This is a genomic window from Cytobacillus depressus (genome assembly GCF_008923245.1).
Classification (GTDB): domain Bacteria; phylum Bacillota; class Bacilli; order Bacillales; family Cytobacillaceae; genus Cytobacillus; species Cytobacillus depressus.
The window spans coordinates 139,447-160,798 of sequence record NZ_WBOS01000003.1 but is presented as its reverse complement, the minus strand read 5'-3'; the positions used below and the strand labels follow the sequence as shown (position 1 = coordinate 160,798).

Below are 21,352 nucleotides of genomic sequence, written 5' to 3'. Positions count from 1 at the left end.
CTTCAGCTTGATTAAAATTATTTAAAGTGCATGGTTAGCACTTTTAAATCTAACACTGATTATTTCGTTAATTGTGAACCTAACTTAACAGTTTAAAATTAGGAATTAATTGACCGATTACTTCTTTTCTGCAATTGAATAATTTAGGTTTATAATAGTTCATTAACTCTTCTACTTGAGAAGCATCGAGTAATCCTAGCTGATTTAAAACCTCAACCGCAACAGGATTGATTCCTCTCCCATTTCCGTCTTCAACTTTAATCGCAATTCCTAAGCCAGTTTCTTTATCACCAATACAGTAAACCCCTTCAGCTCCAGCTTTTCCAATGAATCGTCCTTTTCCGACTTTCATAAAATCTGAGCAAAAACGGTCTGTACCCCCGACCATTTCAGGTGCAGCTGTCATAGCGTTTGTAATTCGATTAACGGCATCCTGCCTTGTTTTACTTAATTTCTCTGGATTAACCATATTGGCATAACCAAGAGCAATTTTATGAAGCGGCAACCCGTGAACAGGAACACCACATCCGTCAATACCAATTTCGATCTCTTCTTTTGGATATTCACACATTTCACTAACCACAGAAAGAATTCTTTGTTGCACTGGATGTTCTAGTAAATAATAGGTTTCAATTGGTTCATTCATATGCTTTGCAGTTGCAAGCATCCCAGTATGTTTTCCAGAACAATTATTATAGAGCGGTGTAACCTCTTTACCTTCTAGAATTAAATTCTTGTATGTTTCTTCCCAACGAGGGGGATGACATCCACATTGTAGAGCTGAATCTGCTAAGCTAGCTTTTTTAAGCATGGCGAGTGCTCGATCTGTATGCATACTTTCGCCATTATGTGATGCCGTGCATAATGATAAATCTGCATCAGAAAAAGCATAATGATCTGCAGCACCTGTCTCAACAACCGAAATGGTTTGAATAGGTTTCATCGAAGATCTTGCATAAACCTTTTTATATGGATTTCCCGCATAATAAAGCAACTCTCCGTTTGCATTCACGACTGCCACATGTCCCTGATGCGTACTTTCAATCTGTTTTCCGCGATGGACGTCAATTAGTTTAATAGATTCCATGATTTCATCTCCTTATTATCTGATTGTTCCTACAATAAAATCTGTTTTTAATAATATAAACTTTATTTCAACCTATTTCAACCTATTTTTACAAAAAAGAAATATTCTTCGCCATTTTTAGACACTTTCATCTATTCTTTTAATTACACCATTTCAACCTATTATTTTGTGTTCTTATATGGTAAAGAAGGACAGGCATTTCTAGCGGACAATCGGAAGTTGCGCCTTTTTTTCTGTGGGATTTTGTGTTGGTAAATAAGAATCCAAGTTAAATTAAATATTCAATTATAATGTCACACATTTTATTAGGTAAAAGGAAAAGGATAGATGAACAGGAATTATACCTGCTTGCATCTATCCTTTTTGTACAAAATATGACTCCATTTACTACTACAACATCAAATTATTACCACAAAAACACAATAAATTGCATTTGTTTCTTCAACAAACGCGCCCGATTGTTGAATATCGTTATTAAAGGAAGCTATCCGTTAGTTGATGAAGAAATAGTTTTAATTAATATATCCTAATATTTCGAATGATGAATAGCTTCGTTAGCCTTATTTATGGTGTCTTTGTGAACATATATATGATATATGGAGTATCCTCTTCCTCCATCGGAGCCTCCTCCCAAGCTAATTGTTTTTATTTTATATTTAATCCCATTATTATTAAGTCTTCCAAGTATTGTAAAATACTTATTAGCGTCTTGTGTCGAGTAAACCAATTCCCATTTAACAAATAATCTTTTAAAAAATTCTTTGAGTTTGTATATACCCTTCCCTCCCTAATTACTGAATTTTGACTGCATTAACATAATATTTCTATGCCTTCGTAACTAATTCCTTTCAACTATCCCTTTTCATGAAGAAAGACGCTTTCCTTATTTCAGAAAAGCGCCCGATTACGGAATATTGAAAATGCGAAATAGACACAAGAATAACTTCCCAGAAATTTTACTAAAGCGCTATGCATGGTATTTCTCAAGAGGAACAAGAGCGCTTTTTCGAAATACTATGTAAAATTAGGGATAATGTAAATGCTACTAAGGAAGGAAGATAAACATGATTACCTTAAAATCGCAGCGCGAGATCGATATGATGACAAAAACAGGCCAATTGCTTGCTGACACACATAAACAAGTGGCTAAAATGATAAAGCCGGGTGTCACAACTTGGGAAATTGAAGAGTTTGTAGATGGTTATTTACGCAAACATGGAGCCATTTCAGAACAAATAGGTTACAGAGGCTACAAATACGCAATTTGTGCGAGTATCAATGATGAAGTTTGCCACGGTTTCCCAAGAAAAACTTCGCTAAAAGAAGGCGATATTGTCACCATTGATACTGTTGTCAATTTAAATGGGTACTTAGCTGATTCAGCCTGGAGCTATCCTGTCGGAAAAGTCAGTGACTTAACGCAAAAACTTTTAGATGTCACTAAAGAAGCTTTATATAAAGGTATCGACCAAGTCAAAGTAGGAAATCGAATCGGTGATATTGGTTTTGCTATCCAAACGTATGTGGAAGCTCAAGGCTTTTCTGTGGTTCGTGATTTTATAGGTCATGGAATCGGACCAACGATCCATGAAGATCCTAAAGTCCCTAATTACGGTCTGCCCGGAAAAGGACCTCGTATAAGAGAAGGAATGGTTTTCACGATTGAACCAATGGTAAATATCGGAGGTTACGAAACCAAAATGGATAATAACGGCTGGACTGCCCGCACGAGGGATGGTTCTCTCTCTGCTCAATATGAACATACAATTGCTGTTACAAAAGATGGGATTTTTATTACTACTTCCCAAGAAGATTAAATATCCAGTATTAACTACTCTCCATTGAATTGCCTTTGCTTCCTTGAGCAAGGGCTACTTTTTTATCTATTGTGTTAATTTTTCTTGATGTAGCTTTGGAATATCTTCAGTCATCAACACAGGATTTTTAATCAAACTTTATTATAAATAATCGAATTTTTAAAACTTATCAAGACCTAAATTAAAAAAGTATAGATAAATTAAAGGACATAACATATTTTATATGACTAATATGTTATGTCCTTTCTCATACAACTAATTGGCAGTTAATTGAATAAGAAAGAGACACCTATTCAACAATTGCGCCCTTTAATGGAATAACTATAATAAGTTCTCAAACCTAAAATCACTTAATTCTTCTTTAACTAACGCCCCTGTTAGCTGAAAAAGTAATTCTTTAGTCAGAGGTAATGATTACATTTTCTGCAACTAGCTTCTGGTCAATAGATTTTGGCTTCTCAACTAAATCAAAAGATACTTTTTGTCCTTGTTTAAGGTATCGGAATTCATCCGGAAACCTTACTTTATCGGGTAAAATTGAACTGAAATGCACAAAGACATGATTTCCATCTTCCCCATCAAGCATTATACGGCCATAACCTTTCTCTTCTTTAAACCATTTTACAATTCCTTCACGTTTCAAATTAATTCGCCCTCCTTCTACACTTTTCTTAATTATTCTGCACCGTTAGATTAAGTACAATCTTTCATAAACACCATAGTATTATTACCATAAGTATTCAATTTTTCTTGAGATTCTTCCTCCATTAAATGGCCCGTTTGTTGAAGAAGAACAACCTTATTCTCCAACTTGAAGCAAATACCTTTTTCCTTTCCCATCATACTCAACAATCAAAATGTCTTTTCTTTCTTTTGGTGCAAAGATTTTAGCCCCAACAGGTAATTTATTAGCCATATCTTCAGTTATTTCTCCTACTTGTTCCTCCTTTGTTAATTCCTCCTTCTCAATCCAATCTATATCCGTTTTATAAACTTTCCCATCAAGTTCAAAGATGTCTGCGTCCGGACTTAGCTTTAATACTTGTGTCTTATTTAAATATCCCCCCTTATTTTGTCCAGGACTTGTTGTGCAACCTGCCAAAATAGAAGGGGTTAAGAGCAATATAAGAATCATTGATAATAATCGCATAAGTACCTCCATTATTTGGCCCGATTGTTCGAGAAAGGGCGCATTCCAAAAAAGCTCTGCCGAACCTTAAAAAGTAAGCTAATTTGATTCGTATGACCATAACACTATTGTATTAGACCCATAGAATACTAGTACCAGCTTTATATTTACTTAAAAATGGGGTTGAGATATGAAAATTATATTGCTATCAGGAGGTTCGGGACGAAGACTTTGGCCTTTATCTAATTCAGTTAGGGCCAAGCAGTTTTTAAAGCTGCTGCCTACACAGCATGGGAAGCCTGAATCCATGATTCAGCGGGTCTCCGGACAGCTGGATGATGCTGGGCTTCTATCATCAACATATATTATTACCTGTGAGAATCAATTGGAGATTATAAAAAACCAAATAGACACTCAGATTCCCGTCATCTGCGAACCGAGTCAAAGAGGTACATTTCCTTCTATTGCTTTAGCTTGTGCGTACCTTCATTCCAATAACTATGCCGGTCCTGAGGAAACCATTTGTGTGGTGCCGGTGGATTCCTATGTGGAACCCCTGTTTTATAAGCTACTGCAAAGCATTCCGGATATTCTGCATATATCGCAGGCTGAGCTTGCTCTGCTAGGTGCTGTGCCGCAGTTTCCGTCAGACCAGTTTGGATATATCCTCCCTAAGCCGGGTCAAAAAGAGGAAATAGGCTGCCTTCCAATAGATCAATTCATAGAAAAACCAGATACAGAAACAGCCCAGCGGCTGATAGAAAAGAATGCTTTTTGGAATTGCGGTGTATTTGGATTTTCTTTGAATTTTATGATTGAGTATTTAAATAAAATAGGGCTTTCCACTTCTTATAGCCAGCTGCTGAAAAACTATGATCTTCTGCCTGAAATCAGCTTTGATTATGAGATCGCTGAGAAAAACAGCAGGTCGATTGTAATTCCCTATTCTGGTTTATGGAAGGATCTCGGAAGCTGGGAGACATTAAGCGACCAGCTTGAGAGTTCAGTTTCCGGCAAAGGATCTCTATCAGAGGACTCTAAAAATACACAGATTGTCAATGAACTGTCCATTCCGATTCATGCCATTTCAATCTCTAATAGCATCATAGCTGCCAGCCCGGACGGGATTCTGGTTGCCGATAAGCAGAAGAGCGATGCTATAAAGCATATGGCTGAAACAGCCCGGCTTATGTATGAAGAAAAAAGATGGGGCATCTATAAAGTTTTGGATTTTTCTTATACTAGCGAAGGAATGGAGTCCCTTTCCAAGCTGCTTAAAATATTGCCTGGCAGAAATATCAGCTACCAGACTCATCAGTTCAGACAGGAGACTTGGACAATCATCTCTGGAGAAGGGGAGTTTATTTTGGATGGCCGCCTTGTCTATATTAAAGCAGGAGATGTCCTTCAAATTCCGGTCGGTGCAAAACATGCTGTAAAGGCCATTACCCCTCTGGAAATTATAGAAGTCCAATGGGGCGAAAAAGTGCAGGAAGAGGATATTATTCGTATTTCTGCTTCCTGGGAAGAGACGGTTAAGAATATCATAAAGGAGCGGCAAAGATGGTCTCTATCATCTGCTGTACAATGCGTCAGGACTATATGGAGAACGTGTTTGAAAACTATGAAAATCAGGTTTGGGAGGAAAAAGAATTAATCATTATCTTAAATAATGATGAGATGGATGAAGCCGCATGGCAGAAGAGGGCAAAAGAGTCTCATAATGTAACTGTTTTTCAATTGCGCGAAGAAGTCACACTTGGGGAATGCCTGAATATTGCCATTCTAAATTCACGTTATAACATAATTGCAAAATTCGATGATGACGATTTTTATGCTCCAAACTATCTGGCTCAGTCTATCAGAACTCTGGAGAAAACAAAGGCAGATATAGTAGGGAAAAGAACTGTTTACATGTATTTTCAAAAAGAGGAGCTGCTGGCTATCCAAAAGCCTGGCAAAGAAAACCGGTTTGCCAAACATGGAATAAAGGGAGCTACCCTGGTTTTCAGGAAGGAAATCATGGATCATGTCCGGTTTCCGAAAATGAACTTGGGCGAAGATACCTACTTCTTAAAGCGATGCAACAAAAATAAGCTTAAAATATACTCTGGTGACAAAAATAATTATGCCTGCTTGAGAATCTCGCAGCAAGGACATCATACATGGACTGCTGACAACGACAGGTTGATAAGAAAATCTGCTCCCGTAAGCAGAACCAGTGACTTTAATATGGTAAAACAGATTGTCAGCGGTGGAGGGGAGGCGTACAAATGACATATTATCAAGTAATTTGGAGAGGGCCGGTTCTTGATGCAAGCGGATATGGAATTGCAAGCAGAGAATACGCTCTTGCATTAGACCGTCTTGGTGTTGATCTTATAATCCAGCCGTATACTTGGAATTTTCCCTATGATTTTAGCAATAAAAACAAGAAAAAGAGATTATTGCAGTTAATTGAAAAGCCATTCCAAAAAAACAAACAAAAAATATTAATTTATCATTGTCCGCCTGGAAATATTGATGATATCAAAAAAGAAAGAAAAAATTTTGACCGGATCCTATTTAATACTGTTTGGGAAACAGAAAAGATTCCGAGTCCATGGCTTCCAGTTATTAATGCATGTGATGGGGTATGCGTACCATGCTCTCAAAACATGGATGCCATGATTGAAGGCGGTGTGAATGTTCCTATGTTTCTGGCTCCTCATGGGGCTGATACACAAGCATTTTACCCTGGAAACAAAAAGCTTTCATTAAAGGAAGCAAAAGGGAAGTTTGTTTTTGTTTCGGTTTTTGATTTTCAGCATAGGAAAAATCCTGAAACTTTACTGAAAGCCTATTGGAGCGAGTTCACTTCTAAAGACAATGTGCTGCTGGTCATAAAAACATATGGCAGCAAGCGTAAAAAAATATTAGAGTCTATTTCGCAATATAAAAGAAGTCTTGGGTTTACAAATGAAACTGCCCCTCTGCATGTAATAACGGGCACTATACCGGAAAAGCAGCTTAAAGGTTTATATACGCTGGGCACTGCATTCATTCTTCCCACCAGGGGAGAAGGGGTAGGTCTCCCATATATTGAGGCATTATCAAGCGGTATCCCAGTCATAGCTACAGGCTGGGGCGGACAAATGGACTTTTTGAATGGACAAAATTCCTTTTTAATAGATTACAAGCTGGAGAATCCAAGAGACAGCATGGGCAGCAAAAGTGCCATATCGAAGCTTTACCCCCGCTTATTTATACATGAGGACCATCTTTGGGCTGAAGCCGATCTGGAGGATACAAAAAGACAGATGAGATTGGCCTATGAAAATCCGCAGCTGTGTAAACAGAAAGGCCAACAAGGAAGATTGGATATGCTGAATCTTACCTGGGATAAGGCCGGAATTTTATTGAAAAAGGCTATAGAAGAGATTATTTCTTAAACAGAAAAAATCTCTTCTATATCATTATGGATCTTTTTAGCTATACTTTTCCATGAAAAACGGCTGTTAATATGTTTTTGCCCGCATGCGGCTATCTCCTCAATAAATTTATGTCTGCAGCTGAACTGGTTAAGCTTATCCGCGAAATCCTCTGCCTCAGCATGGATATAGTGCTTGCGGTCAATGAGTTCTAATCCCCGGACACCGCATAAAGTGGAAAACAGGGGAATCCCTGCTGATAAAAATTCTAGCGTTTTCAAATTGACTCCTGCACCGCTAAACATCGGATTGATAGCGATATCAGCTTCAGCAAATAGCTTTAATTTTTTTTTGTGCTGAACCCTGCCCAGTAATTTTACGTTATTTTTCTTAAGCTCTTGAAAAGGTCTGCAGCATCCGCCTGCAATAATAAAGTCGATATCCCGACATTTATCGGCAAGTTGCATAATGATAAACTTCACTGCCTGAATGTTAGGTGGGTAATCTGCTCCAATAAACAGAGCTTTTGGCCTTCCGGCAGGCTTCTTTCTGCGCGGAAGCCATTCATCTGGATTGATTCCATTTGGGGCAAGCATAATTTTTTGAGGATCCAGCCTATAATCTTTAATAAATTCCTCCCTCTCCGCTGCGGATGTGGCATAAATCAAGTCCGCATGTGAAGTTAATCGCTGTTCTGCTTCATAAAGCCGGGGAAGGTATTCTCGCGCCTTTCCATCCTTCCAAATTTGCTTTGCCAGTGAGTAATCATGGTTATGGCTGTTATAAATTCTTGGCTTTTGATCTTTGTTGAAATGGAAGTCATAATCCAGTAAATAAGGGGTTTCATGAATAATGATATCGCTTGTTTGGTAGAGCTTCTCAAAATACTTTTTGTATAAGGCAGGATAATTGGCAAGCTCCAAATACGTAATTAAAGGAAGTTCATAGCCTGAAGCAGCATTATGAAGCTTCTGTCTTATTTGCGAGTAGAGAGGATCCTTTTCAACTTTGAATTCTCTAAAGCTTGAAGAGTATTTTATGACCTTCCCCTTTTTACTGTTTGTTTGGGATAGAAGAGTAATTTCATAATAATGGCTTAATTCGTTATAAATATGAAAATACCTCAATGTGCCTCCGGTTGCCGGCGGGAAAACCGTTGGGAAAATATTAAGGACAAGTATTTTTCTCATCATTTCCCCTCCTCTTCATTAGTTCCGGGTCACACCCCGAAAAACTTTCATCGTTTCTGCGGCAGTCTTTTTCCAGGAAAAATGCCGTGACCGAAGACTGCTCTTTTCGCTAAGCTGTTTTCTTATTAAAGGATTTAACAGCTCCATCATTTTTAAAGCAATCTCTTCAGGATTTTCAGGATTAAAATAAAGACCCGCGTTGTCTGTGATTTCAGGGATGCTTCCCTTGTTTGAGCAAACGATCGGTGTTTTTGTTTTAAACGCCTCCACCAGGGGAATGCCAAATCCTTCATATAGGGAAGGAAAGACCAAAAAGCTGGAGTTCCAATAAAGAGAAGGCATTTCTTCAGGGGGAACGTATCCCAGAACCCACACCTGTTTTTCTAAAGAACGTTCTCTTATAAATTGCAAAACAGATTGATAAACTCTATTGCTTTTATCTGCATAGCCTGTCAGGACAAGCGGTATGGTGGTATTGTATTTTTCCCTCAGGATTAGAATGGCCTTTAGAAGATTCAGATGGTTTTTGTGTGGATTATAGCTTGAAGGATATATGGCGTATGTTTCGGGCAATTGATATTTTTGTATCACTCCTTTCATTGTGTTCTTCGCTGGTGCTTGATCAAATATGGCTGGTGCATTTAGGTGAATGACATGAATTTTTCTCTCTGGAATGGAGAGCTGACGGGCTATGGCACCCTTGGAAAAATCCGAGACTGTAATGACAGCATCGAACGAAGCCGTATATTGTTCATAATAGCGATTATTCTCTTCTAATCCGCCGGGGACAAAGTCCGGATATTCCGTATGAAGTACATCATGAATCGTTGCCACAGTCGGAACAGGGACACTTGGGAGATACGATCTATGCAATGGGCAAAACCAAAGGTCCAGCTTGCAATTTTTGATGGCATCATAAACATCAGCAGAATCCATTAACTTCCGGAACTGAATTGTTTTTATTTTTTCATGTTGGGGAAAAATGTTTTTCAGCTTCCGCTTAAGAAAAAGGAACAGGGTAAGGTTTTCCCGGCTGTCAGCCATATGGCCAATTAAATGCGTTATATATTGTTCAACCCCTCCAAACCGGTCTTGAGATAGATTGAGGAGATTAATTCCGATTCTCATCCTGCAGACCTCCTTAGTCTTCAATTGGTGATTTAGAAGATATTTATTAAATAAACTATTATATTCGCCTGCTCAGATTATCATCACAATGAATTTAATATTAAAGGCTGATTTTATTCTCAAATGGTCCATTAAACCAACCAAGCCCTTACTAAAATCATCGGGTTCAATTTTCCCTTTAGGTAAGGAAGAATACCCGTGCCCCCTAAAATTACTAAGGGTCAGGTTTATGTTAACGGTAAAAAATTAAATACTTTTTACGGAACAGCACATAGGGTTGGTTTAGACAGAGAAAGTTATTTTGAACAGATGGATAACGAGAAAAGTGAATACGATAAAAGAGATATGATGGAAGTTTTCGAAACCAGTAGGAAAGAAATTAAACTTTCTGATGATGAATACTATTTAATCGGTGACGATTGGTTGCGAGGCAGAATGATGGTATTAAAAGAAGATAAATTTATTGGTAAAGTAGTTGGATATACCAAGTAAAAATGTTTAAAAGGCATCGAATTAAACCGGTGCCTTTTTTGTGCCTTAAGTAAAAATTTCATGTAACAAAATGGATAAAAAGTTCAAAACGCATATCTAGAACGTAGAAGAAATACAAAAAATAAAAAGCCAAATTTCTCAATTTTAACGCTGAGAAATTTAGCTTTTTCGTTACTCCATTAAAGCGCCCTTTTACATATTTGAAATGGCTTCTCGTGTTGTCCATGTAGCGCTACTAAAAGCTCGGTAGTTCGTAACAGCAGCATGAAAATCGTTTTCACTAATCGTGGCCGTTGCATCGTAAACAACAGCTGTCTTGAAGCCATTTTCGATTAAATCTCTCATATGCGATTCAACACATACGTTTGATAATACTCCAGCCAAAATTACTTGTTCTTTTCTCCGTTGCCTTAGTTGATAGACCAGATCATTCGTCTGAGGACTAGCCACTTTGTGCGGTGTTGCAATGACGCTTGTTTTGTCCCAGATATACGGAGCTAAAGTTGGAACATAATCGGCTTCCGGAGTTGGAGGACTATATTGATTTAATTTCTGATAAACACGCAAACTAATCAACATCTCTTGTTCGTTCCCTGTAAATTGCCAATCATAGTCATGTGGATATAAAAAGTGCGGGGAAACAAAGAGCTGATAACCTTTACTACGGGCAGTGCTTAATAGTAGTTCCAAGTTGGCTAAAGTATTATTTTGTTTAATGTTAGCCTTTGTCAAATGATATCCTCTTCCGCCTGGAGACAAAAAGTCATTTTGAGGGTCAGTAATAACAATTGCAGTATTCACTGGGTTTGGTTTAAACATAGAAGTGTTCCCACCTTTTTTATGTTTTCACTTATCGATTATACGAACTACATTGATTATTAATTCCTTAGAAAAATGAAATTTTGAATTTAATGAGTGACAATAAAGTACGGATAAACAAATACAACTATTGCTGTTCCAATAGCTATTGTAAACGTTTAATGCTGACAACAGTATGACGGTGGAGACGAATATTTTTTCAAAAGTGCTTTGAACATTTATTCCTTTGATTAGCTTCGATTTTCTTACGAATAATTCCTTCTCTTATTCAAGAAAATGGCCCTTTTCATGAAGAAAGACGCTTTCCTTATTACAGAAAAGCGCCCTATATTATATGCAACTATCAAGTAATTTCAAATTTATGTTAAGATAGTTCATATGGTTTTGAAGAAAGGATCGATTGAATGAAAATAACATTAGCACAAGCCATTAATCTTCTTTCTAACCTTCATAAAAAAGTTAGGGAATTACAGGGTGAATTTTTTAATGTTCATGTGATTGAGGTTCCAAAAGGAGAAACTTACACTCCATATGAAGTCACAGTTGAAACTGTGTTGCAAGAGTTATCCGAAGTTCAGCGTGACATATTGGAGCTAAAAGAAATCATCCAACAAGCTAATTTAAACAATATGGTTGAATGGGATGGCATCTCAATCTCGATGATTCGCGCGATTGAAACAGCGAAGCAGCAACGTGAACGACTTAATCTTCTCAAAACACTTGCCACTACAAAGAAGCGAGAATACAATGTTCATCACCACTCAGGCGCAATAATGGAACAAATTGCTTTATTTGACCCTGCTGAATTCAAAAAACAGGCTGACAAAATAACTCGTCAAGTTGAATTGTTATCTAGCCGTATTGATAAAGTAAATTATACCGTTGAAATTGAAGTTCCACTTGCTAATAAGTATTTAGAGGCATAAGTAGCTTTGAGGGTATTGCTCAGATACCTTCATGGGTGCTTATGTACCAAATGAGTTGGGAAGTGTTAGCGACCCTTTGCTTTGTGGGTAACAAAGTTTTTAATCTTTTTTAATTAGTGTAGCGAACGGATTCGTTTCACGCTTTATGATCTAACGCCTAACGTATAACGAACGGAATGGACGATAGCTCAAAATAACTGCTACGTTCCCAAACTCATTTTTAGTGCGTTTTATAACCCCAATAGTTGCAAAAGAAAAGGCTACCTTAGCAAAATCTTATTCCTGAATAGCGCCCTATAATGGAATAACTAAAACATGGTCTCAGTCTTTAAATTTAATAAATTCTTCTTTCACTAAAGCACCCATTGTTCAATAAAAACTTAAAAAACTCGTAAATAGTCACTAAATATATTAATTAATCCAAATCATTAGCTTGCTCAATTGAATATTTACCGTTTCCAATAAGGTTATTTAATAATTTTTGGTATATTGACATATCTAACTCAGATATCACCAAAGAATTACACTTGTTTTCTGTATATGTGATAATTGAATTCTCTTTACTCTCATGGTCAAAGCTAATGTTCTGGATATACATACCTTCTGCCCTTTTAATTCTGAATTGCTGAATCATGGCTATTCCCCCATTTAATAATTTATTAATTTTATCTAATTTCTTATTAATATCAATGATTGCCCTCATTTACAATTGTTTCGATTAATAGAAAGACATAAAAAGTGCGTTATTCCTTCTTAAAGTATCCTGCCCCGTTAGTACAACTAAAAAGCTGCCAAATCGACAGCCTCGATATTTAAGGAAAGCACCCGTTACTTGAATAAGAAATCATTGTAGTAAAAGTTAGGTTTTATGGAAAACTAAAGGAAAACAATCGAGGTGAATAGAGATATGAAAAAAGTAATCTTTTTAATAATGGTAGTAATATTTTCTTTTACAGTTTACTTACCAAATGCAAATGCAAAATTAACTGAAGAATATATAATAAAAACCGTTACTAATGACTTTGTTGATACACATAAAGTAAACTTAGACGGTTTTGAATTTTTACATAACAAGGAAATAGCTTGGAATAGGACAGGTTTAACTATTCAACAAAAGTCTTTATCAAAAATTTTCAGGAATATCCATTACGAACAAATTATAGGTGATTTTGCTCCGTTGTTTTATCTGAACGAAGAAAAGAAAAAAGGTTATGTTTTAGAAAAGAAACTTAGTGGAAGCAACAATATATATATTTTGAACTTTGATGATACAACACAAAACTGGAAAATAACTAACAAAATTGAAGGAATGGGTAAAGATTTAGTTGAATTAGGACTATTAAAAGGAGCAGAATAATACAAAGGGAAGTCATATTAGGCTTCCCTTTTATTAAAGTAACCTGCTTCATTAGCACAAGAAGCGACGGCTCTTATTGAACAATCGCACCCGTTAGTGTGAATAAGATGAAAGTTTATATACTTACTCGTATTGAATAAATAAATAATATTGCCAAAACAATACCTACAACATATTTAGAAAAATGCTTAAGTCTATCATTTTCAAATGTCTTAATTAACAAGTAAAAAAAGCCGATTACCCAAATACTATCTTGAAAAAAAGTAGCAATTATATTTCTATACATATTGAAGTAAAAAAATGAGTCCAATAATATCCCCCCCTTAATGATATTTTACCACAATTAACCAAAAATCCTTGTTAAACTAAACTGCCACTTTAGTTTAAGTACATTTCTTCACAATCTCACATAAATATTCAGTTTTGTTTAAAGTCTTATTCCATTAAATGGCCCTATTACTGAAAAAGGCACAATTCCTCTTCAAGAATTGCGCCCGATTGTTGAAGATCATTAAATACCTGTCTTGTTAAACTAACGCCTCCGTTAGTTTAAGTGTAATTATTCACATACTAAAGATTATCCGTCTATATATCTTCTTTTTATTAAATAGTAAATGCATTTTGCGTATGTTGATTGTAAAAAGATAAAATCTATTGTTTTGTTTTTACACCTGTAATATAATTATTACATATGAAACAAATATTGAGTGGTAACGATTTAATAAAATTATTAGATGCATTGTCAAACCCTTTTCGTTTTAAGATTATTGCAATACTGCACCAAGAAAAGAAATACGTTAGTCAATTAGCAAGAGAGTTAGGTATAAGCAGACCCTTACTTTACTTACACTTACAAAAATTAGAGGAGGTGGAACTAATTAAAGGGCATCACGAAATTTCAGAAACTGGTAAGGCGATGAAATATTATGAACTTAATTCATTTAACATTGTATTAAATGAACAAATAATTGCTGATTTAGCAGAGAATTTAAGTATTAAAAAGCGAAAGGATTAAATATGAATCCTTTCCCTTCGCAAAAAAATGAAAGGTTGGTACCACTAAAATGATGACTAACATAGACACTGGAGGCATTTTATTTCTTTTATCATTTGGCATAAATATCCTACCTATTTTGCTTTTTATTATTTTGTTCATTTACATAATCCGATTTATTCGTCGTACTGAACGCCGAGCAGAAGCAAGATTAAAATTAGATACTGAAAATATAGCCTTCCAGCAACAACAGATAAAATCAATTCAGGAACTTAATAAAAGATTAACAACAATTGAAAACATTCTTAAAGAGGTTGATTGACTTTAACCATATATTAAAAAGACCTTTAATCAAAAAGGTCTTTTTTGAATTAACCTGCCAGTTAGCTTAAGTACATTTCTTCACAATCTCCATTTCTCTTACTGATCATTACTAAACAATCTGGCCCTTTCATGAAGAAAGACGCTTTCCTTATTTTTAGAAAAGCGCCCGATTATTGAATATTATCTATTGACGTTATATGATTGATCCCTAACAACTACGGTTTCAGGTACAAAACGAATGAAGACATTATTAGGATCTTGATTTTTGAATCTAGAATCCCAGTCCTTTTCGTTTGAACCCAAATATTTAGTAAATAACCGTTTAGCTAAGTCAAAGTTAAATGGTTCTACGGTTGCTTTTCCTCTGAAACCTGCATGCAATACCTTCCCTGTAGCCGGATCAAAATCAACAATACCGATGGCGCAATTTGGATTTTTATCTATTCTTAAAGGAAAAGTATCTCCAGGAGTTCCTATAATCCAAAGACATTTATCTTCCCAAAAAACCCACACTGGGGAATCCCTTGGTCCTTGGGATGAAGCCGTCGATAGATGAGCAAATAATGGTTTCTTTAAGAATTCATCCAAATCAAAGCTTCGTTTAGCTCTTATAATCTCCATTTATTCCACCTCTCTTTTAGGGATTCAGTCTTTACCCTTAAAAACCTCATTAAACCCTAATAACTCTTCGGTACCAATCGCTTGATGTTTCAATGACACTAACTTTTAAGCATATTCTTTCAATCATTTTTTTATGAAACTCCCTTTTATTGTTTAAGAATTGTATTCTACAATTTGGTCGTAATCACCTTTGTTTTTATTACTACTTATTCCACAATAGGTCCTTTAAATAAAAAAGGCGCATCCCTAAATAAACGCGCCCGATTCTTGAATAAGGTTTTAATTTCAATTTTTACTGGCGTGCGCTTTTTACAATCTTTAATGTCCTCACATATCCGAGGAACAATAAAAGAACTACTGTATATACAAGTACACCGCAAATAGAATATAAAGCTTTTAAATTTGTGCTTATTGGAGGATAACCACTATGAGAATTATAATGTTCTTCTATACCAGAATACCCCAACCAAATGCTTAATAACGTAAATCCTAATAAGATTAAAGCTAAAATAGCTTTTTTATGAAAAACCAAGTTAAATAAATTACCTTTAAAAATTTCTTTAAAGAACCCTTGATTCTGTTGGTAATCTTTTGAGTTTACTCGATTTTGAAAAGGGACTAAAAAAAATGTCATAAGTCCACTATAAACTAGTAGCATTGCTGCAATTTCAGAATATCCCATACTAACTCCTTCCTACTCTTCATTTTCAACCATTACCTAAATTATACCATCTGAGTTGATAATCGTATTCTGCAATCTGGCCCGTTAACGGAATACCCAAGTCCCTGCAATTTGAAAAATTGTTATCACAACAATTATTGCAGGGCCTACAATTAAAACCCCTATTAACAGGGATTTTAATACATCCCATATACCAAAAGGGCGTTCACTTTCACTGTCTATATTATCCACTCTTTTGTTTATATCCTGTAATGATTTATTTATATTTTTAAGTTCATTTAAGATTTGATTTTCTGTATCTTTTTCCATATCCCACCCCAATCTGTCCCTACAAGGCCCTTATACGTAATAGGGGCGCGGTTTCTTGCTCCACTATTGCGCCCGATTATTGAGTATCATTAAGCTATGCTTATTGAAGAAGATCACCCAATTGTTGAACATTATCCTTCAAACACTATCCAAGATTTCTCGTGTCCCCTATTTTAAATTTACTGTAATAGGGTCAAAATCAACTCTGCTGTTTGATACGTGGGCAAACGGGTAAAAAGTAATTGACGTAGCTTCTTTGTCTAGCCCGTGGATTGTTGCATTCCACAGAATATCCTCGCGGGAGGCGCTGCCAACAATACCTTTTCCCCCATTATAAGGAACCTCGTATTCATTACCAATATTGTCGACTGCAAATAACTCTGCTTCGACGTATTCAGAACTATCTATGAGCTTAGTGTCTATTAATTGAGAATAATTAATAGAGAAATTAATATCCGTTTTGATTGCATCAATTAATCGAACTGTTATACCGTTATTGCTTACCTCTTGATTAATGGGAATATTGATTTTTGGGATTTCCTTAAGGGAGAATTTAAATGTCCAGTTTCCTTTTACTGTTTTATTATCGGATGATATTGACTTCGGTTCCCATAAAATATTGACTGTTTCTCTATTTTCTTCAAACATTGCCAATCTCATAATCCCTACATAACCAACGCCTTTTTCATACTCTACATCGTAGCCAGTATTACTAAAAACCTGTCCTTGCACAATTGGTATACTTCCGAAATTTGGTAGAGATCCAAAATCCCCCTCTGACCGAATGATAAAAGAGAGAGTCACTATATTTCCATCGTAAATCGCTTGATCAATGATCATTTCTATCCCATTACTTTCCTCTACTATTCCTATATCTGTACTAAGATCGTTATATGCATCGTAGTAAGCTTTTTCAAAAACAAAATAATTAAATACGCTGCCAATCACAGGGATTTGTGTAACAAATTTAGCAAAGGTTGGGGATGCCAAGGTCGATGAGAATGTAAGTATGCTAACCAACACAATAGCTGCTGTATATTTTGCGACAGGAATTATCCATTTCTTTTTCCGAACCTTTTCCCCTTGAAAGGCATCATCGATAATTGCATCCAATGTTGAGTGTGGGACAGAAATTTGATTCAATGTCGTTTTAATTTGATTCTCTTGTTTTTTCATCTTCATACACCCCTTTTAAAAATGGCCTTAGTTTTTCTAACCCTCTCCTAATGTTCGTTTTGACCGTTCCTAAAGGCTTATTTATATTTTCTGCAATTTGTTCCATTGTTAAATCATGATAATACCTAAGGATGAGAACGGTCTTGTATTTTTCATCAAGTTTGTAGATTGCATCTAGTAAGTCAATTTTTTCTTCGACAGACACGTTTCCTCCAACAGCATTTTCAGCACTTGTATTTTCAATTGAAATTATTTTTTGATTATCACGTAATACTTTTATAGATAGATTGATACAAATCCGCGTCAACCAAGTTGAAAAGTACTTAGGCTCTTTTAGCTGATGAATCGACTCTAATGCGAGTAAGACGGTTTGTTGAAAAACATCAACTGCGTCTTCTTCATTTCTTACATAGGAAAAAGCAACTCGATATAATTTATCTTTTTCGGTTTTAAGTAAGTGCTGAAGTACACTTCTATCGCCCATTATTGCCTTTTTCACCTGTTTCTCATATTCTGGCACTTAATCTTCCCTCCTCACTAATTAGAGAATGTAATTAGCAAAAAAGATTCAATTTTATTTAATACCAATACAGATTTTTTAACGATAAGGGCTATTCCACAGTCTAGCCCTTAAATGAAAAATGAACGCTTATCCTTGAAGGATAGCGCCCGATTGTTTTCTATTTATTTTGGATATACTTTTTCAAAACGCTCACATACAACTAACATTTCGGGCGAGAATTCTTTATCATATTCTTTTAATGCTTCGGTAAAGAATCTTTCATGATCTTCCCACCAAAACTGATAATCCCCTTCTCCTTCTGCTAAGGCGAAATCTTCTGTTACCTCATTCATCGGAACAACTTCGACAGATTGAATTTGAATGACTGCAACAGGCTCATCTTGACCATTTAGAACAATATAATATTCGCCTGCTTGGGGTATAGCTTCTTTTTCTAACTCATAAAACATAAAACCCGAAGTTGTCGCTGTCTTCTTTCCCTCAACAACTAAATCTGCTAACCAATCAGCCGAGGCTCCAAATGGAAATGCACCTTTATATTCCGTCCCTTCCTTATGATTTGCTACACAAAAATCGTTCCCAAATTGGTGTACCTTATCCATGAATAATCTCCCTTTAATATAAATTTATTTCTTGTTCCGCAAAATGGCCTATTACTGAAAAAAGCACAATTCCTCTTCAAGAATTGCGCCCGATTGTTTAATATTATTTTGAAGTAAAGTACCCGTTAGATTCTGAATAGATTCCTGAACCTGAATTCTATCAAAATGCTCACCGATGAATACAGCTACTGGTACTACTGGATGCTGCGGATTAATTTTTACCATTTCCATTTCTCTAAAGGCATATTGAAACAAATAAAACTTATCGTCCCCTGTAAATTTAACAATCCCCTTAGCGCGATACACTTCATTAGGTATTCGGCGAAATAGTTCCTCGAATCCCTGACGATCAACGCCTCCGTCGAATCGATGGGTATAGGTCATGACATGCTGATGCGTATGATGATGTACATGCTGGTTCATATTTTCAATTAAGGACTCTTGCTGTTTTTCCATGTCGTCGAAAGGTTCTAAATCACCTGGGACAGGTTGAAACATGAGGTCCATATCTATCTCACAACGTACTGTTTCAATCATCTTTGCATGCTGATTTAACGTCACAAGCTTATCCTTTACTTCTTCTATATAATCACCTACGAGTTGGTCCGTTTGATTTAACAGAAGCAAGTCGGCGCAACGAATTTGTTCTTCCATGAGGCGCCTCGTTTTCCCTCTTGCACGATGTGTTACTAAAAGAAAATGGGGTGCTGCAACAACTGTTGTGACAAGTCTCAGCTCAATATTTACATCTAAAGAAGCACTGGCGATGCCTTCAATAAGCTCAAGTGGATTGGCGACCCCAGTTGCTTCAATAATAATGAGATCCGGTTGAACTTCGTGGTAGATATTAGACAAGGTCAAACATAAATCCTTCCGAATAGTACAACAGATACACCCATTAAGCATTTCCACCACCGGTACGTCATTTTCTAGGAGAAGACCATCCATATTGACATCCCCTATCTCGTTCATAATAACAGCGGCTTTCTTATCCTTTTGTTTAAAATATTGCAGCATCCGCGACAGCAATGTGGTTTTACCACTGCCTAAAAATCCTGAAAGGATATATACAGGAATCATACTCATTGTTTATCCACCTTCATTCCATGAAGTAATACTAGTCTCGCTCGTCCTCCCAATCAGTATTCGTTTTATCAAATGTTACAGAGGCATAGGCATCATGAAGATGAATAGATTCTTCATTCCGACATTCGACTTTAAAAGATTTAATAAAGGAAACTTCATATAGATCTGAAGCAACAAGACGGATCATATCCTCAACAAAGCGAGGATTTTCATACGCTGTTTCCGTCACTATTTTTTCATCAGAGCGTTTTAAAATAGGGTGAATGATAGCACTGGCGTTTGATTGCGCTACATGTAAAAGGACAGCTTTCCAATCATAAGATTCATCATAAAGATCATTTAGCCATGCCTTCATTTTTATATAACCCCGTTGATTATGAGCACTATACTCACTAATTTCCTTGGAACAAGGGCATAAGGTGGTTACAGTACAGGTTAATTCGACCGTTTTTTCTACTATTTGTCCATGCTGATACGATATTACAATGCTTGCATCAGCATAGTTCAATCCTGTCAAAAAAGACTTAGGGGCTTGCTGCTCATAAAACCAAGGAAAGCTTACTTCCAGTCTTGCATCTTTTTGACCCAAACGTTCTGATAATTCTTTCACAAAATCAGATAGCTGTGAAAAAGTTAAAGTAAATCCTTTTCTGCGATACAGCTCTAATTGCTCAGTAAAGCGACTCATGTTTGTTCCCTTTACATCATGAGGAATAGAAGACGTTAATGTAAAAGTAGCAATGGAAGTTTGTGTTTTCGGCTCTATCGTTGAGATAACCGTTACAGGCGCTTTGACGTTTGTAATCCCGACGGAATTTAGCCTAAACAAAAAGTTGCTTTTCACATTTTGTAAATCTGGCATAGTATCTTTATCGCTCGGCTTCGTTTTTATTCCAGGTTTTATGGAACCAAATAGCTTTAATCGTTCATTCTTTGGGGGAAGATTCAAATTCTTCATATTAACTCCTTCAAAATTTAGTAAAGAAAAAATAATTTCTACAAAAACTAATCCCTCTATTATGTAATAAGTTAATCAAATTCTTTAAACTTCTGTTTCTGCATCATATATACTTCCTCTACCTCATTATCTAAATAGACTCTGCTTTCAGTGGCTTTGTTTTGGCAACGGTATTTTCCAATATAGGGAGTTGTTTCTTGATCCAAAGTTACAAGAACGAGCTGACAGATTCTTCTCCCTTCCTTTAGCTCAATTGGAACACGGTTGGCATTATAAAGTTCTAAAGTGATATGCCCTTCAAATCCTGGATCCACCCAGCCTGCATTTTGAATAAACAGGCCTAACCTTCCAATGGAACTTCGCCCTTCTACAAAAGCTGTCATATTATTAGGCAGGCTGATACACTCAAGGGTGGTTCCTAATATAAAGGATTGAGGAGGTATAATGATGCGATCCTTATAAAATTCTTTATAATCTGCGGGTTGATCAATTGTAATAAGCGGAACAGTATTTTCATCAACTGTTAAAAAATGATTGGCCAGCCTTAAATCAACAGAGGCAGGCTGCACCTGTGACTTGGATAATGGCTGAATCACTAACTCTTGTTCTTCTAACTTCTTCAAGATGGTCTTATCCGAAAGAATCACCATCTAATACCTCCCACTTTTATTCAATTATATACATCTGGAAATAAATCGTAATCATTCCGATTTATATTTTAA

At 36.1% G+C, this 21,352-nt stretch carries 25 protein-coding genes; 9 read left to right on the top strand and 16 right to left on the bottom strand.

Features of this window, described 5'->3' with window-relative positions; translation table 11 throughout:
• Nucleotides 1-79: 79 nt before the first annotated feature.
• Nucleotides 80-1,087, bottom strand: a complete 1,008-nt coding sequence (locus F7731_RS09660) for an asparaginase (protein ID WP_151534574.1) — start codon at nucleotides 1,085-1,087, stop codon at nucleotides 80-82.
• Nucleotides 1,088-2,151: 1,064 nt separating this feature from the next.
• Between F7731_RS09660 and map the strand changes: the two genes are divergently transcribed.
• Entirely contained in the window at nucleotides 2,152-2,904 is a 753-nt protein-coding gene (map, locus tag F7731_RS09650) for a type I methionyl aminopeptidase (protein ID WP_151534573.1), read from the top strand.
• A 397-nt stretch (nucleotides 2,905-3,301) separates the two neighbouring features.
• Here the strand turns inward: map and F7731_RS09645 are convergent, their stop codons facing one another.
• A complete protein-coding gene (locus F7731_RS09645) occupies nucleotides 3,302-3,547 on the bottom strand; it encodes a cold-shock protein (RefSeq protein WP_151534572.1) in 246 nt (81 codons plus the stop codon).
• 156 nt (nucleotides 3,548-3,703) lie between these two features.
• Complete coding sequence (locus tag F7731_RS09640) at nucleotides 3,704-4,054, bottom strand: hypothetical protein (protein WP_151534571.1); 351 nt, start codon at nucleotides 4,052-4,054, stop codon at nucleotides 3,704-3,706.
• Nucleotides 4,055-4,223: 169 nt separating this feature from the next.
• On the opposite strand from F7731_RS09640, the gene F7731_RS09635 reads away from it, so the two are divergent.
• The 3 genes from F7731_RS09635 to F7731_RS09625 are packed head-to-tail and all read left to right on the top strand — an operon-like array spanning nucleotide 4,224 to nucleotide 7,464.
• Complete coding sequence (locus F7731_RS09635) at nucleotides 4,224-5,690, top strand: sugar phosphate nucleotidyltransferase (RefSeq protein ID WP_151534570.1); 1,467 nt, start codon at nucleotides 4,224-4,226, stop codon at nucleotides 5,688-5,690.
• Nucleotides 5,597-6,310, top strand: coding sequence for a glycosyltransferase family 2 protein (locus F7731_RS09630; protein WP_151534569.1), 714 nt, complete (start codon nucleotides 5,597-5,599; stop codon nucleotides 6,308-6,310). Before F7731_RS09635 ends, F7731_RS09630 begins: the two co-directional genes overlap by 94 nt.
• The gene (locus tag F7731_RS09625; protein WP_151534568.1) at nucleotides 6,307-7,464 is read left to right on the top strand and encodes a glycosyltransferase; all 1,158 of its coding nucleotides are present in this window, start codon (nucleotides 6,307-6,309) and stop codon (nucleotides 7,462-7,464) included. Before F7731_RS09630 ends, F7731_RS09625 begins: the two co-directional genes overlap by 4 nt.
• On the opposite strand, the gene F7731_RS09620 is transcribed toward F7731_RS09625, so the two are convergent.
• Both F7731_RS09620 and F7731_RS09615 read right to left on the bottom strand, forming a co-directional pair.
• Nucleotides 7,461-8,633, bottom strand: a complete 1,173-nt coding sequence (locus F7731_RS09620) for a glycosyltransferase family 4 protein (protein WP_170289671.1) — start codon at nucleotides 8,631-8,633, stop codon at nucleotides 7,461-7,463. The genes F7731_RS09625 and F7731_RS09620 overlap by 4 nt on opposite strands.
• A gap of 18 nt (nucleotides 8,634-8,651) precedes the next feature.
• Nucleotides 8,652-9,761, bottom strand: a complete 1,110-nt coding sequence (locus tag F7731_RS09615) for a glycosyltransferase family 4 protein (protein WP_151534566.1) — start codon at nucleotides 9,759-9,761, stop codon at nucleotides 8,652-8,654.
• A gap of 198 nt (nucleotides 9,762-9,959) precedes the next feature.
• Between F7731_RS09615 and F7731_RS09610 the strand changes: the two genes are divergently transcribed.
• Complete coding sequence (locus F7731_RS09610) at nucleotides 9,960-10,253, top strand: hypothetical protein (protein WP_151534565.1); 294 nt, start codon at nucleotides 9,960-9,962, stop codon at nucleotides 10,251-10,253.
• A gap of 192 nt (nucleotides 10,254-10,445) precedes the next feature.
• On the opposite strand, the gene F7731_RS09605 is transcribed toward F7731_RS09610, so the two are convergent.
• Nucleotides 10,446-11,072, bottom strand: a complete 627-nt coding sequence (locus F7731_RS09605; protein ID WP_151534564.1) for a cysteine hydrolase family protein — start codon at nucleotides 11,070-11,072, stop codon at nucleotides 10,446-10,448.
• 404 nt (nucleotides 11,073-11,476) lie between these two features.
• On the opposite strand from F7731_RS09605, the gene F7731_RS09600 reads away from it, so the two are divergent.
• Nucleotides 11,477-11,998, top strand: coding sequence for a DIP1984 family protein (locus F7731_RS09600; RefSeq protein WP_151534563.1), 522 nt, complete (start codon nucleotides 11,477-11,479; stop codon nucleotides 11,996-11,998).
• A 415-nt stretch (nucleotides 11,999-12,413) separates the two neighbouring features.
• Here F7731_RS09600 and F7731_RS09595 read toward each other — a convergent pair whose 3' ends face one another.
• Nucleotides 12,414-12,632, bottom strand: coding sequence for a hypothetical protein (locus tag F7731_RS09595; protein ID WP_151534562.1), 219 nt, complete (start codon nucleotides 12,630-12,632; stop codon nucleotides 12,414-12,416).
• 273 nt (nucleotides 12,633-12,905) lie between these two features.
• On the opposite strand from F7731_RS09595, the gene F7731_RS09590 reads away from it, so the two are divergent.
• The 3 genes from F7731_RS09590 (at nucleotide 12,906) to F7731_RS09575 (ending at nucleotide 14,671) form a co-directional block, all read left to right on the top strand.
• Nucleotides 12,906-13,355, top strand: a complete 450-nt coding sequence (locus tag F7731_RS09590; protein WP_151534561.1) for a hypothetical protein — start codon at nucleotides 12,906-12,908, stop codon at nucleotides 13,353-13,355.
• Between the two features lie 703 nt (nucleotides 13,356-14,058).
• Entirely contained in the window at nucleotides 14,059-14,370 is a 312-nt protein-coding gene (locus F7731_RS09580) for an ArsR/SmtB family transcription factor (protein ID WP_246197171.1), read from the top strand.
• Between the two features lie 49 nt (nucleotides 14,371-14,419).
• Nucleotides 14,420-14,671, top strand: coding sequence for a hypothetical protein (locus F7731_RS09575; protein ID WP_151534558.1), 252 nt, complete (start codon nucleotides 14,420-14,422; stop codon nucleotides 14,669-14,671).
• 182 nt (nucleotides 14,672-14,853) lie between these two features.
• Here F7731_RS09575 and F7731_RS09570 read toward each other — a convergent pair whose 3' ends face one another.
• The 9 genes from F7731_RS09570 to dcd form a co-directional block, all read right to left on the bottom strand.
• On the bottom strand, nucleotides 14,854-15,294 hold the full coding sequence (locus F7731_RS09570) for a pyridoxamine 5'-phosphate oxidase family protein (protein ID WP_151534557.1): 441 nt from the start codon (nucleotides 15,292-15,294) through the stop codon (nucleotides 14,854-14,856).
• Between the two features lie 292 nt (nucleotides 15,295-15,586).
• Nucleotides 15,587-15,976, bottom strand: a complete 390-nt coding sequence (locus F7731_RS09565) for a hypothetical protein (RefSeq protein WP_151534556.1) — start codon at nucleotides 15,974-15,976, stop codon at nucleotides 15,587-15,589.
• Nucleotides 15,977-16,060: 84 nt separating this feature from the next.
• Nucleotides 16,061-16,285 (bottom strand): hypothetical protein, encoded by a 225-nt coding sequence (locus F7731_RS09560; RefSeq protein WP_151534555.1) that lies wholly within the window; start codon nucleotides 16,283-16,285, stop codon nucleotides 16,061-16,063.
• 168 nt (nucleotides 16,286-16,453) lie between these two features.
• Nucleotides 16,454-17,461, bottom strand: coding sequence for a DUF4179 domain-containing protein (locus tag F7731_RS09555; protein ID WP_170289670.1), 1,008 nt, complete (start codon nucleotides 17,459-17,461; stop codon nucleotides 16,454-16,456).
• Entirely contained in the window at nucleotides 17,436-17,981 is a 546-nt protein-coding gene (locus F7731_RS09550; RefSeq protein ID WP_246197170.1) for a sigma-70 family RNA polymerase sigma factor, read from the bottom strand. The genes F7731_RS09555 and F7731_RS09550 overlap by 26 nt, the downstream gene beginning before the upstream one ends.
• 164 nt (nucleotides 17,982-18,145) lie before the next feature.
• Nucleotides 18,146-18,586 (bottom strand): ASCH domain-containing protein, encoded by a 441-nt coding sequence (locus F7731_RS09545; protein WP_151534553.1) that lies wholly within the window; start codon nucleotides 18,584-18,586, stop codon nucleotides 18,146-18,148.
• A 51-nt stretch (nucleotides 18,587-18,637) separates the two neighbouring features.
• Nucleotides 18,638-19,672, bottom strand: a complete 1,035-nt coding sequence (locus tag F7731_RS09540; protein ID WP_151534552.1) for a CobW family GTP-binding protein — start codon at nucleotides 19,670-19,672, stop codon at nucleotides 18,638-18,640.
• A 31-nt stretch (nucleotides 19,673-19,703) separates the two neighbouring features.
• A complete protein-coding gene (gene folE2, locus F7731_RS09535) occupies nucleotides 19,704-20,630 on the bottom strand; it encodes a GTP cyclohydrolase FolE2 (RefSeq protein ID WP_151534551.1) in 927 nt (308 codons plus the stop codon).
• Between the two features lie 71 nt (nucleotides 20,631-20,701).
• Nucleotides 20,702-21,277 carry a dCTP deaminase gene (gene dcd / locus F7731_RS09530; protein ID WP_151534793.1) on the bottom strand — a complete coding sequence of 192 codons (576 nt, stop codon included), beginning with the start codon at nucleotides 21,275-21,277 and terminating at the stop codon, nucleotides 20,702-20,704.
• Nucleotides 21,278-21,352: the final 75 nt, after the last annotated feature.